Origin of the sequence: Aequorivita capsosiphonis DSM 23843, assembly GCF_000429125.1 — a bacterium.
Classification (GTDB): Bacteria; Bacteroidota; Bacteroidia; order Flavobacteriales; family Flavobacteriaceae; genus Aequorivita; species Aequorivita capsosiphonis.
On the sequence record NZ_AUBG01000010.1, the window covers coordinates 114352 to 127991 of the forward strand.

At 36.9% G+C, this 13640-nt stretch carries 13 protein-coding genes and 1 pseudogene; 13 read left to right on the top strand and 1 reads right to left on the bottom strand.

Annotated features, from left to right (window positions below; translation table 11 throughout):
- Positions 1 to 346: 346 nt before the first annotated feature.
- Positions 347 to 1402 (bottom strand): thiamine-phosphate kinase, encoded by a 1056-nt coding sequence (gene thiL, locus G440_RS0108305; RefSeq protein WP_026450883.1) that lies wholly within the window; start codon positions 1400 to 1402, stop codon positions 347 to 349.
- 213 nt (positions 1403 to 1615) lie between these two features.
- Between thiL and G440_RS0108310 the strand changes: the two genes are divergently transcribed.
- From G440_RS0108310 to G440_RS0108375, 13 genes and pseudogenes are all read left to right on the top strand, one after another.
- Positions 1616 to 1945 (top strand): HesB/IscA family protein, encoded by a 330-nt coding sequence (locus G440_RS0108310; RefSeq protein ID WP_026450884.1) that lies wholly within the window; start codon positions 1616 to 1618, stop codon positions 1943 to 1945.
- A gap of 51 nt (positions 1946 to 1996) precedes the next feature.
- Positions 1997 to 2386 (top strand): annotated as a pseudogene (locus tag G440_RS19675) (four helix bundle protein).
- 43 nt (positions 2387 to 2429) lie between these two features.
- Positions 2430 to 3875, top strand: coding sequence for a Fe-S cluster assembly protein SufB (gene sufB, locus G440_RS0108320; RefSeq protein ID WP_026450885.1), 1446 nt, complete (start codon positions 2430 to 2432; stop codon positions 3873 to 3875).
- A gap of 52 nt (positions 3876 to 3927) precedes the next feature.
- Positions 3928 to 4332, top strand: coding sequence for a hypothetical protein (locus G440_RS19680; RefSeq protein WP_051285231.1), 405 nt, complete (start codon positions 3928 to 3930; stop codon positions 4330 to 4332).
- A 1-nt stretch (position 4333) separates the two neighbouring features.
- Positions 4334 to 5083, top strand: a complete 750-nt coding sequence (gene sufC / locus G440_RS0108330) for a Fe-S cluster assembly ATPase SufC (protein ID WP_026450886.1) — start codon at positions 4334 to 4336, stop codon at positions 5081 to 5083.
- Between the two features lie 77 nt (positions 5084 to 5160).
- Positions 5161 to 6474 carry a Fe-S cluster assembly protein SufD gene (gene sufD / locus G440_RS0108335; RefSeq protein WP_026450887.1) on the top strand — a complete coding sequence of 438 codons (1314 nt, stop codon included), beginning with the start codon at positions 5161 to 5163 and terminating at the stop codon, positions 6472 to 6474.
- Between the two features lie 112 nt (positions 6475 to 6586).
- Positions 6587 to 7801, top strand: a complete 1215-nt coding sequence (locus G440_RS0108340) for an aminotransferase class V-fold PLP-dependent enzyme (protein ID WP_026450888.1) — start codon at positions 6587 to 6589, stop codon at positions 7799 to 7801.
- A gap of 57 nt (positions 7802 to 7858) precedes the next feature.
- On the top strand, positions 7859 to 8305 hold the full coding sequence (locus G440_RS20640) for an META domain-containing protein (RefSeq protein ID WP_051285233.1): 447 nt from the start codon (positions 7859 to 7861) through the stop codon (positions 8303 to 8305).
- Positions 8306 to 8307: 2 nt separating this feature from the next.
- Complete coding sequence (locus tag G440_RS0108350) at positions 8308 to 8733, top strand: SufE family protein (protein WP_026450889.1); 426 nt, start codon at positions 8308 to 8310, stop codon at positions 8731 to 8733.
- Between the two features lie 4 nt (positions 8734 to 8737).
- The gene (locus tag G440_RS0108355; protein ID WP_026450890.1) at positions 8738 to 9067 is read left to right on the top strand and encodes a DUF59 domain-containing protein; all 330 of its coding nucleotides are present in this window, start codon (positions 8738 to 8740) and stop codon (positions 9065 to 9067) included.
- Positions 9068 to 9152: 85 nt separating this feature from the next.
- Complete coding sequence (locus G440_RS0108360) at positions 9153 to 9662, top strand: DUF2480 family protein (RefSeq protein ID WP_026450891.1); 510 nt, start codon at positions 9153 to 9155, stop codon at positions 9660 to 9662.
- 106 nt (positions 9663 to 9768) lie between these two features.
- Entirely contained in the window at positions 9769 to 10692 is a 924-nt protein-coding gene (locus tag G440_RS0108365; protein ID WP_026450892.1) for a DUF3078 domain-containing protein, read from the top strand.
- A gap of 508 nt (positions 10693 to 11200) precedes the next feature.
- Positions 11201 to 13597: an efflux RND transporter permease subunit gene (locus tag G440_RS0108375; RefSeq protein ID WP_026450894.1), complete on the top strand. Its 2397-nt coding sequence runs from the start codon at positions 11201 to 11203 to the stop codon at positions 13595 to 13597.
- Positions 13598 to 13640 lie beyond the last annotated feature (43 nt).

Here is a 13640-nt window from a genome sequence, read left to right on the forward strand (position 1 = left end):
ATTCATAATTTGTAAAACCTAGCTCATTGAACATAATTTTGTATTTTAACGGATAAAAGTTGTATTTCGTCGAAAAAAAAATTAATATTGAGTATTCAAATTTAAATAAATTAACATAGATGGATAATGTAGCTCCCCCAAATCACTCTCCAATCTTAAGCCTAATTTGCACTGCATTCGGTCACGATTATGATGTAACACAAAAAAGTATCAACCAATATCAATGTTCCTGCTGTGGCAAACAAGCGGCAAGTATAGAACAGTTATTTGAGAATACTTAAAAGTCTTAGTGTAGAGCAGAGAGTCGAAAAATATTTCGATTCTTTGCTCTACATTTTTGAAAAACCTATTCCTCATTTTCTAGGGCATTCCAGCCCCTAGCTATCAAAGGTATTTTTGTTCCGGCGCGGCTTATCAAATGCGTTCCTTCGTTTTGGTTTGTCATATGTCCAATCACAGTAAGATGTGGATTGCCCTTTAACTTGGGATAATCTTCTGTTTTTATGGTAAAAAGCAGTTCGTAATCTTCCCCGCCGCTTAGGGCTATAGTAGTACTATCAAGGTTAAATTCTTCACAAACGGAGATAACCTGAGGATCCAATGGAATTTTATCTTCAAATAGGTTGCAACCTACCTTCGAACTTTTACATATATGAATAATTTCTGAAGACAGACCATCGCTGATATCAATCATAGCGGTTGGCTTCACATCCAATTCTACTAACAATTTCGAAATATTCTTTCTTGCTTCGGGTTTTAATTGTCGCTCTACCAAATAGGAATAAGGTTCCAAATCGGGTTGCGAATTCGGATTCACCTTAAAAACCTCCTTTTCGCGTTCCAAAACCTGAAGACCCATATAGGATGCACCCAAATCTCCAGTAACTACTAACAAATCATTTTCCTTGGCGCCACTTCTATAAATAGCATCGCCTTTATTCACCATACCTATTGCAGTAATGCTTATCATTAAACCTGTTGTAGAAGAAGTAGTATCACCTCCAACCACATCAACATTATATATTTTGGCCGCAGCTTCAATTCCTGCATAGAGCTCTTCCAAGGCTTCTACGGGAAAGCGATTGGAAACAGCAATGGAAACTGTGATTTGCGTAGGTTCAGCATTCATGGCATATACATCAGACAGATTTACAACAACCGCTTTATAGCCAAGATGCTTTAACGGCATATAACTTAAATCAAAATGTACTCCTTCTAAAAGAAAATCTGTTGAAACCACCATTTCCTTTCTTGAATTACAAGAAATGACAGCAGCATCATCACCAATCCCCATTACGGTGGATTTTTGTTTGATCTTGAAGTTTTTAGTAAGGTGATCTATGAGTCCAAATTCGCCAAGCGAACCAATTCCTGTACTTGAGTTGTCTTTATTTTCGAACATTGTATATAGTTATCTGATTGGGACAAAAATACGCTTTCAAAATGAATCGAGAAAAGAGTTCACCCTTCACTTTTATAGACTTTCTAAAGCACGCAATAATCTAATTCAGATTATAACTTAAAACTATTACACTATAGTTTTAAAAACCCAGTTCGGTATGGTTAAAAGTTCTATTTGATGTATATTTGCGTCTAATTTAGAATTAATCTATATATGATTAAGGTAAGCGAAAATGCAAAAACAAAAATAGGGCAGTTGATGGCCGAAGAAGGCTTTGACATGGCTAAGGATTTTGTCCGCGTTGGCGTAAAAAGCGGCGGCTGTTCCGGCCTTAGTTACGAGTTGAAATTTGACCATAATCTAGGCGAAAACGACAAACTTTTTGAAGAAAAGGACGTTAAAATCGCCATAGACAAAAAGAGTTTTTTATATCTGGTTGGAACGATATTGGAATACAGCGGTGGACTTAACGGAAAAGGCTTTGTCTTTCAAAATCCAAATGCCAACCGCACCTGTGGCTGCGGGGAGAGTTTTTCGTTGTAAAAGATTCAAAATTTAATATTCAAGGTTCAAAATTGGAAAAACATAGCATTTATGGCAACAATTGAAAAGTTTGAAGATATGGAGATTTGGCAGAAATCAAGATTGAATTGACAAGCTATTTTTGAAATAAGAGAAAAAACAAATCTCAAAACAGATTATAGATTATACGACCAGATTAATGGTAGCTCAGGATCTATTATGGACAATATAGCTGAAGGTTTTGAACGAAATGGAAACAAAGAATTCAATCAATTTCTTTCAATAGCGAAAGCATCTTGTGGTGAAACGAGATCTCAATTATATAGAATTCTCGACAGAAAATATATTTCTAAGGAAGAATTTGATCGACATTACGAGACCTTAATAGGCTTGAGTAAACAAATCGCAGGTTTTATGATCTACTTGCAAAAAAGTGAATTAAAAGGAAGCAAATTTAAATAAGTTCTCAATTCAATCTTGAATTTTGAACTTTGAATTAAATAATATGAAGTACACTGAGGACGATTTAAAAAAAGAGTTAGAAACCAAGGAATACGAATATGGTTTCTATACGGATATAGAATCTGACACTTTCCCTGTTGGATTGAATGAAGATGTGGTACGTGCCATTTCTAAAAAGAAAGAGGAGCCAGAATGGATGACGGAATGGCGCTTGGAGTCTTTCCGCTATTGGCTTACTATGGAAGAGCCGGAATGGGGAAATGTACATTATGAAAAGCCAGATTTTCAAGCAATCTCCTATTACTCCGCACCAAATAGTAAACCAAAATACGACAGTCTCGATGAGGTAGATCCAGAGTTGCTGGACACTTTTAAGAGGCTTGGTATTTCAATGGACGAACAAAAAAAGTTAGCTGGTGTAGCTATGGATGTTGTAATTGACTCCGTTTCTGTGGCAACAACATTTAAAAAGAATTTGGAGGAAAAAGGAATTATTTTTATGAGTATTTCCGAAGCCATTCAAAAACACCCAGATTTAGTTAAGAAGTATTTAGGAACAGTAGTTCCACAACGCGACAACTTTTACGCTGCGTTAAATAGTGCGGTTTTTAGCGATGGTTCTTTTTGCTACATCCCTAAAGGCGTTCGATGCCCTATGGAACTTTCCACATATTTTAGAATTAACCAAGCAGGAACAGGACAGTTTGAAAGAACACTATTGATTGCCGACGAAGATAGCTACGTAAGTTATCTTGAAGGTTGTACTGCTCCAAGTCGCGATGAAAATCAACTGCACGCAGCGGTTGTTGAATTAATAGCGATGGACGGTGCCGAAATAAAATATTCAACAGTTCAAAACTGGTACCCTGGCGATAAAAACGGAAAAGGTGGCGTTTATAACTTCGTGACTAAACGAGGAATTTGCGAAAAGAACGCCAAAATATCCTGGACGCAAGTAGAAACTGGAAGTGCAGTAACTTGGAAGTATCCAAGCTGTATTTTGAAAGGAGACAATTCCATTGGTGAATTTTATTCCATTGCCGTTACTAACGATTATCAGCAAGCCGATACCGGAACCAAAATGATCCACATTGGTAAAAATACCCGAAGTACGATTATTTCGAAAGGTATTTCTGCTGGAAAATCACAAAACAGTTATCGTGGTTTGGTAAGAATTTTACCAAATGCCGATAACGCACGTAACTTTTCACAGTGTGATTCGCTATTAATGGGAAATGCCTGTGGCGCACACACCTTCCCATATATTGAATCGAAAAACAAAACAGCTCAAATAGAACACGAGGCTACAACCAGTAAAATTGGAGAAGATCAGATTTTCTATTGCAATCAACGTGGGATTAACACAGAAAAAGCGATTGCTTTGATTGTAAACGGTTTTGGAAAAGAGGTTTTAAACAAGCTACCTATGGAATTTGCTATAGAAGCTCAAAAACTATTGGAAATAAGCCTTGAGGGATCTGTAGGTTAAAATATTCCCGCAAAGGCGGAAATCTCAATATGATAAACTAAATCATCAATTCATGAAAAAAATCTTTTTATTGCTATTGCTTTCCACTGCGGTTTTTTCCTGTAAAAATTCAGAAGAAAAAAGCGTTACAGATGAAATGACAACTGAAAACACAGAAAATCTTCAAACCTATAAAGGAGATTTCATCGATTCCGAAGGTGCTGCAGTTTTATTGGGTTCAAACTTTATTTATGGCGTGAAGCGAAATGAAGTTTCTGATGCGCTTTCAAAACAAGTTTCATCAGTAAAAACGAATGATTATGATATGGTTGGGGTGATGGTTAAAGGAATAGTTTCCAAAAACACTGACACCGATAGCGATTGGGAAGAGTTAATAACATTAAAAGAAATTGTGAAGGTGAATGATACGCCTTCAGAAGTAGATATTAAATTAGAAGAATCAGCAAAGACAAAGTAACATGTTAAAAATTAAAGATTTATACGCCGGCTTAGAAGGCAAAGACATACTGCAGGGAATTAATTTAGAAGTAAAAGCTGGAGAAGTCCACGCTATTATGGGACCCAACGGGTCTGGTAAAAGTACCTTGGCATCAGTTATTGCAGGTAAAGAGGAGTTTGATGTAACTCGTGGATACATCACTTTTGAAAATCAAGATATTTCAGAATTAGATCCAGAAGAAAGAGCACACAAAGGCATCTTCCTTTCCTTTCAATACCCTGTGGAAATACCTGGAGTATCAGTGACAAACTTTATTAAAACTGCCATAAATGAGACCCGCAAGTCTAAGAAGTTGGATAATATGCCCGCTGCAGAAATGCTTAAAATGATAAAGGAAAAAGCGGACATGCTAGAGATAGACCGTAAATTTCTTTCAAGATCACTTAACGAAGGTTTTTCTGGAGGTGAGAAGAAAAGAAACGAAATATTCCAATTGGCCATGTTGGAGCCCAAACTTGCCATTCTTGACGAAACAGATTCAGGATTGGATATTGACGCGCTTAAAGTTGTTGCCAACGGTGTGAATAAATTGAGAAGTGAAGACAATGCTATTGTAGTAATTACACACTATCAGCGTCTTTTAGATCATATTGTTCCAGATTTCGTTCACGTATTGATGAATGGAAAAATAGTAAAATCAGGTACTAAAGAACTTGCTTACGAACTGGAAGAAAAAGGTTACGATTGGATTAAGGAGGAATTAGTTTAAAACGTTCAAAATTTAAAATTCAAGGTTCAAAGTTGATAGCCTTGAATTTTGAACATTGAACTTTGAATAAAGAAGAAATGAGTTTTAAAGACAAATTATTATCATCATATATAGCATTAGAAGATTATTTGGAGTTTGATTCTCCATTGCATGATGTGCGTAGCAACGCCATCAAAATCTTTGAAGAAAAAGGTTTTCCAACTAAAAAGGAAGAAGACTGGAAATACACTTCGCTAAATTCATTGCTGAAACCAGACTACAGCGTTTTTTCCAATAAGGAAAAACACGTGGAACTTCAGGATGTACGCAAATATTTTCTTCATGAAATAGACACTTATAAACTTGTGTTTGTTGATGGGGTTTATAGTTCGTTCCTTTCAGAAACCACGCACGACACTTTGGATGTTTGCCTTATGTCTGCTGCAATGAACAAAAGCAAGTATAAGCCCGTAATTGAGGCATACTTTAATAAAGTAGCTAAAAGCGATAGCTTAACTGCACTTAATACTGCTTTTACTAAAGAAGGTGCCTATATCCATATTCCTGCACATAAGGAAGTGGAAAAGCCTATCGAAATTATCAATTTCTCAACAGGAAATGAGGCTGCTATGTTTCTGCAACCTAGAAACTTGATTGTTGTTGGCGAAAATGCCCACGTGCAAATTATTGAGCGTCATCAAAGTCTTTCTAGCAATGCAGTCCTGACCAATTCGGTAACAGAGATTTTTGCTGAAAAACGTGCTTATGTAGATTATTACAAAATTCAAAATGATGTTGAAACAGCTTCATTGATTGACAACACTTATATTTCACAGGAAAGAGATACGGTTTGCCGCGTGCACACCTTTTCTTTTGGTGGAAACTTAGTACGAAACAATCTCAACTATTATCAAAACGGGGAACACTGCGATTCTACTTTAAAGGGAATCACTATTCTAAAAGGAAAGCAGCATGTGGATCACAATACTTTGGTACATCATAAGTCTCCAAACTGTGAAAGTCATCAGGATTATAAAGGACTTTATGGCGAATCTTCAATTGGAGTTTTTAACGGAAAGATTCTGGTTGATAAAGACGCCCAAAAGATAGATGCTTATCAGCAAAACGACAACATTCTGATTGATGATAAAGCTACCATAAACGCAAAACCACAATTGGAGATTTTCGCAGATGATGTGAAATGCTCGCACGGTTGTACTATTGGGCAGTTTGATGAGGATGCCTTATTCTACCTTCGCAGCCGCGGAATCGGAATAAAAGAAGCGCGCGCTTTATTGATGTATGCCTTTGCAAATACCGTTTTGGAAAGCGTAAAAATCCCCGAATTAAAAGTGCGAATCAACAAGCTTATCGCTAATAAAATTGGAGTTAGTTTAGGGTTTGAGCATTAAAAAATGTCACGAACCTGCCTGACGGCCAGGCAGGTTCACGAATATTTAAATAATAATATTCGTGAATTCGTGGTAAATCGGCCATTCTAATTTCGAACTCAAATATTTTAAAATGTCCTTCAATATCCAAAAAATACGTGAGGATTTCCCCATCCTTTCTCGAAAGGTAAACGGCTATCCGTTGGTGTATTTAGACAATGCCGCCACTTCTCAAAAACCGCAACAGGTTATTGATAGTATTGTGGATTATTACAGCAATTATAACGCAAATATCCATCGCGGTGTACACACGCTTTCCCAAGAAGCAACAGATGCTTACGAAAGCGCACGACAAAAAATCAAAACGCATTTTAATGCCAAGGAAGTTTACGAAATCATTTTTACAGCTGGCACTACCCATGGAATTAATCTTGTTGCCAACGGTTTTTCTGACATTCTAAAAAAAGATGATGAGATACTCGTCTCGGCAATGGAACACCACAGCAATATAGTGCCTTGGCAAATGTTATGTGATCGAACGGGAGCTGATTTAAAGGTGATTCCTATGAACGAAGAAGGCACTTTGATTATGGAAGAATACGCAAAATTGCTTTCCGAAAGAACAAAGCTTGTATTCGTCAATCATATTTCAAATGCACTTGGAACTATTAACCCGATTGAAGAAATTATTCAAAAGGCGCACGAAGTTGGAGCCGCGGTATTAATTGACGGCGCACAATCCTGTTCTCACATAAAGCCAGATTTTCAAAAGTTAGATGTAGATTTCTACGTAACATCAGCCCATAAAATGTGCGGACCTACAGGCGTAGGGATTCTTTTTATGAAAGAAGAATGGGGAAACAAACTTCCACCATACCAAGGCGGAGGCGAAATGATTGCTGAAGTAACTTTTGAAAAAACAACGTATGCAGGACTTCCACATAAATTTGAAGCAGGAACGCCCAACATCTGCGGTGGTATCGCTTTTGGCGCTGCAATAGATTATTTAAACGCTATCGGTTTTGAAGCGATTGAACAACACGAAAATGAACTTTTAGAATACGCTACTGAAAAATTGCTGGAGATTGACGGTTTAAAAATTTATGGCACAGGCCATAAAACCTCCGTAGTTTCCTTCAATATTGAGGGGATTCATCCGTATGATATTGGAACTATAGTTGACAAACTTGGAATAGCTGTTCGCACTGGCCACCATTGCGCACAACCTATTATGGATTTTTATAAAATACCCGGCACCGTTCGAGCTTCTTTTGCATTTTACAATACCATGGAAGAAGTTGATGCCTTGGTAAATGCAGTTAAAAAAGCTAAATACATGTTAAGTTAATAAATGACAGGTAGATAAATACTGAAATTTGATTCTCTAACATTAAACAAAACAATTATGAAAACACTTGCAACCCTTTCCTTATTAGTTTGCGCACTACTTTTTACTAGCTGTGATGAAACTAAAAAGGTAATCGACGTAGCTGGGAGCGTACAACTCACTGGTAATTACACCGTATCAGCACTGGACGGAAAAAAACTGGCGAACACTACCAATCCCACGTTTACGCTTTCAGCCATAGACAATTCATTCCGAGGCACTACAGGCTGCAACTCCGTTTTTGGCAATTATACGCTTGATCTTTCAACCATCAATTTTGGCGATCTTGCCGTAAGTGAAAGATTTTGTGCCGAAAAAGAAATTATGAAAACCGAACGTGACTTTTTAAACGCTCTAAATAATACCGGATCTTACGCTTTGGAAAATAACGTTCTAACATTGTATTCCAAAACGGACCGAAGTGTTCTGTTGAGCGCGAGAAAAGACACAAAAAACAAAGAATAACTATGACGATTGAAGCAATACAAGAAGAGTTGATTGACGAGTTTTCCATTTTTGAAGACTGGATGCAGCGCTATGAATATATGATAGACTTGGGGAAATCGCTTCCGCTTATAGACGATGATTTAAAAAACGATGATAAGCTTATCAAGGGTTGCCAAAGTAAAGTATGGCTCAATTCTGAATTAAAGGATGGCAAAATCATTTTTACTGCGGATAGTGATGCAATCATTACCAAAGGTATTATTGCCATTTTAGTTCGAGTGTTTTCAAATCAAAAACCGCAGGAAATCCTCGATGCAAATACCGATTTTATTGACGAAATAGGATTGAAGGAACATCTTTCACCTACTCGCGCAAACGGATTGGTTTCAATGATAAAACAAATGAAAATGTATGCCCTTGCATACCAAACACAAATTAATAATTAGACAAATGGCAACAGAACCAGAAGTAGATATGGCCGAATTAGGCGACAAAATAATCGCTGTTATTAAAACCATTTACGATCCAGAGATCCCAGTTGATATTTATGAACTCGGACTTATATATGACGTTTTTATAAACGAAGATCGCGAAGTGAAAATATTGATGACCCTTACCACTCCAAACTGTCCAGTGGCAGAAAGTTTACCGGCAGAAGTACAGGATAAGGTAAAATCTATGAAACAAATTAAAGACGTTGAAGTAGAGATGACCTTTGACCCGCCTTGGAGCCAAGATTTGATGAGTGAGGAAGCTTTGCTTGAGTTGGGGATGCTATAGTTTCGATACTATTTTAAAAAAGAAGAAAAATCTTTTTTAAAAATCACTCAACTACCTTTAATTGTGCTTTTAAATTAAATAACAAATGGCAGAAGAGATAATAAATCGCGTGGCGAACAGTAAGCTTATGACTTTTAATCTTGAGGATTTATATCCAACAGGCGAAAGAGTGGCTTTTGATATTTCATCTTGGCTACTGGAAGGCATTGTGCTTCGGGAAAAAGATTTTCGTGACAAAGCGAACACGCACGACTGGAGTCAATATCAAGATAAGTATGTAGCCTTGTTTTGCAGTACAGACGCTATTGTTCCCGGTTGGGCATTTTTATTGCTTTCACTCCACCTTGCTCCTTTTACAAAAAAAGTTGCTATTGGAAACTTAGAAGAATTGGAAAGTATTCTCTTTGCTGAATTGCTTAAAGATTTGGACGTTTCGGAATACAACGATAAGCCGATTATAATTAAAGGTTGTGCACATAAACCAATTCCGCAGAATGCTTATGTGCTCTTAGCTCAAAAATTGCAACCTATTGCAAAAAGTATTTTATATGGCGAGGCCTGTTCCTCTGTTCCTCTTTTCAAGAAAAAGCAATAATTAAGGAATTATTCTATATAATTCTCAGTATTAGCATTTATTTAGCATTTATTCTTATCATTTATCTAAAATAGTATTACTTTTGCACGCTCAAAATTAAGATAAAATGAAAAAACTTTTACTTCTTGCAGTTCTTTTTACTGCACCTTTGGCATTAATAGCCCAAGAAGAAATTTCGAAGGACACCATTCCTAATGGCTGGACACGATCTGGAAACATTTCCTTATTGTTCAACCAAGCAGCGTTTAACCACGAATGGACCGGCGGTGGAACCTCAAACATTGCAGGGAACCTTGGTCTTAATTACGACTTTAACTATAAGCATGACAAACTTACTTGGAACAACCGTTTTATAGCTGAGTATGGTCTTACTAAAAACAAAGACGACAAATACTCACGTAAAACAAATGACCGTTTGGAGCTAAACTCCATTTTAGGGAGAGAAATTAACGAAAGTAACTGGTACTACTCGTTCTTTCTAAACTTTAAAACCCAATTTACTTCTGGTTACGAGTTTGACAAGGATCTTAATCAAGATGATGCCGGCTACCGTACTGAAGTAACCAAATTTATGTCTCCGGCTTATCTTCAATTTGGACCTGGAATGCTTTGGAAAAAGAATGACAACCTATATGTAAACATTTCTCCAGCAACTGCACGTTTAATTTTTGTGAACAAAACCTTTACGGATGTTGGTAACGATCCTGTAGCTATTGCAGCATTTAACGAAAATCCTTATTTCGGAGTAGAAGCAAATGAAACGATGCGTTTTGAATTTGGCGCTTCAGTTTCTGCTTACGCTAAATTAGACTTGATGAAGAATGTTTCTGTAGAAAACATCCTTAACCTTTACACTAATTACTTAGAAGATCCTCAGAATGTTGATATAGACTATACTATGAATTTACTTCTTAAAGTAAACGATTATATCTCTGCAAATGTAGCTTTCCAAGCCATTTATGATGACAATGCCGTGAAAGGTTTCCAAATTCGTGAAGCTTTAGGTATTGGTGTAACTTACGGATTCTAAGAAAAGACCTAAGACCTATTGACGTAGGACTAAAGAAAAGTCTCATAGATTTAAAAAATCTGTGAGACTTTTTTTTATTTATGGCATTTTTCCTGATCGTGGATTTTGTATATCCGTTTCTTGTCATACGAGTAAAAAAGCCTGCGAATATCTGCGACCCGAGCAATAGCGAACTGGCGAATCAAATCGTGGGAAACAAAAATCTGAGAATGCGAAAAATATCCCGCAGATCATGCGGATTAACGCAGAATAAAAGAAAATATTTACTAATAGAGACTTCATATAAAAGTAACTATAATGTCACAATTCAAAGCTTTATGATATTTTGTGGACAATCAACTCGTGGATTTAGCCAAAACGAAAATCGATATCTCCCACAATCAAACTACAAAAACACCTTCTTAAATTATTTTAATGAAGACTTCCCTCCTTCTCTGAAAATACGCGCAAAATTAGAGACCCTACTTATCGGGAATTCATACCTTTGACAAGTCTTTAAATAATTGGTTTGGCAAAACTTTTCAGTATTGGATTTTGGGGATTTATAGCCCGTTTTATTCTAAGAAACCGCACCGGGATCTTAATCGTTATCGCACTTATAACTGTATTGCTTGCAATGCAGTGGAAGAACATGCGCTTCACCTTTACCGAAGCAAACCTGCTGCCAGACGATCATCCGGTAAATCTTGAGTACGACAATTTTCTTTCACATTTTGGTGAGGAAGGAAACCTAATTGTTATGGGGGTGAAGGATTCTACTATTTTTACTCCTAAAAAGTTCCAAGCATGGAACCAACTTTCCAAAGACATTGGTAAATTTAAGGAAGTCGATTTTACACTTTCCGTGGGAAACCTTCAGAAATTAGAAAAGAAGAAAGATACCTCAGGTTTTGAACTGGTGCCATTTATAAAAGATTCGGTTTTTACCGATGCAAGTTTAGCAAAATATAAAGACGAACTTTTCAATAAGCTTCCGTTTTATGACGGACTTATATATAGTCCCGACAAGCAGTCTATTCGGTCTGCTATTTATCTTAAAAAAGATATCGTCAACACTTCCGCGAGAAAGGATTTCGTGATAGATGACCTTATCCCATTAATCAAAAAGTTTGAAGAAGATACCGGCGTTAAAGTTCACACTTCTGGAATGCCTTATATCCGTACCTTAAATTCACAAAGCATTATTGATGAAATAGGCTTGTTTATTGGAGCCGCACTTTTTGTTACTTCCCTGATATTCTTCTTCTTTTTCCGTTCTTGGCGTGCCACCTTCATTTCTATGATCACGGTTATAATTGGAGTGATGTGGGCTTTTGGTTTTTTAGGTTTGCTTCATTATGAAATCACCGTACTTACGGCACTTATTCCACCGTTGATAATCGTTATTGGAATTCCCAATTGTATTTTTCTGATTAATAAATATCAACAGGAAATAAAACTGCACGGAAACCAAGCAAAGTCTTTACAACGTGTTATTACAAAAATCGGTAATGCTACCTTGATGACGAATCTTACCACAGCGTCAGGTTTTGCAACATTTATCTTAGTGAAAAGTGAGCTGTTGAGTGAGTTTGGTATTGTAGCCTCCATTAACATTGTGGCTATCTTCTTATTGAGTTTACTTATCATTCCTATCATTTACAGTTATATGTCTGTGCCGAAGGATAAGCACCTGAATCATTTAAACAAAAACTGGATCAACAAATTTACGCACTGGATCGAGCGCATGGTTAAGGAGCGCCGAATTACCATATATATTGTTGCTGTTCTGGTTCTATGTGCCAGTATAATCGGTATTTTCAATATAAAAATTTCGGGAAGTCTAATTGAGGATATGCCTAAAAACACAGGTTTCTTCGAAGATATACGCTTTTTTGAAAAAGAATACGAAGGGATCATGCCATTGGAAATAATGGTTGATACCAAAAAGAAACAGGGCGTTTTAAAAGCTTCCACCCTAAGGCGTATCGATGAATTACAGGATCACATCAAAGAAATTCCTGAATTCGCCAAACCGCTTTCCGTCGTTGAATTGGTCAAGTATTCTAAACAGGCTTATTACAATGGAAATCCAGACTATTATCAGCTTCCGAATAGCCAAGAAAGAGCTTTTATTCTAGCGAATGCTAAAAGCAGTGCTACCAATGCGAATATGCTGAGCAGCTATGTTGACAGCACCGGCCAATTTGCGCGTATCACAACCTTTATGAAAGATACAGAGCCAGATAGGTTTAAGCGAATTGAGGAGGATCTCAATACTGAAATAGCGAAAGTTTTCCCAGCAGAGCTCTATAATGTTACGGTTACGGGGAAAGCCCTGGTGTTTCAAAAAGGAACCCATTATTTGGTGAACAACCTAATTTTTTCGCTGTCGTTGGCCATTTTTCTGATTGCCTTGTTTATGGCGTGGATGTTCCGAAGCTTTAAAATGATTATTATTTCGTTAATTCCAAACCTACTGCCTTTGATAATAACGGCAGGCGTAATGGGCTTTGTGGGAGTTCCTATTAAACCATCCACTATTTTGGTATTTAGTATCGCTTTTGGTATTTCTGTGGACGACACGATTCACTTTTTAGCAAAATACAGGCAAGAACTGATTGCGAATAATTGGAAGATTAAGAAATCCGTCTATGCCGCCCTCCGCGAAAGTTCCGTAAGTATGTTCTATACCTCTATTGTTCTTTTCTTTGGTTTTTCAGTATTTACACTTTCCAGTTTTGGCGGAACCGTTGCCTTAGGCGCCTTGGTTTCAATAACCCTCCTTTTCGCGATGTCGGCCAATCTATTATTGCTCCCCACACTCCTACTTTCCTTAGAAAGAAGTATTGCAAATAAGGAAACGATGAAAAAACCTGCTATTGAAATTTTACCTGATACTGACGATGAAGAAGAAATCAAGTAAATGAAAAATTATAATTAAAACAATAAACTTCCATATCTAAGTC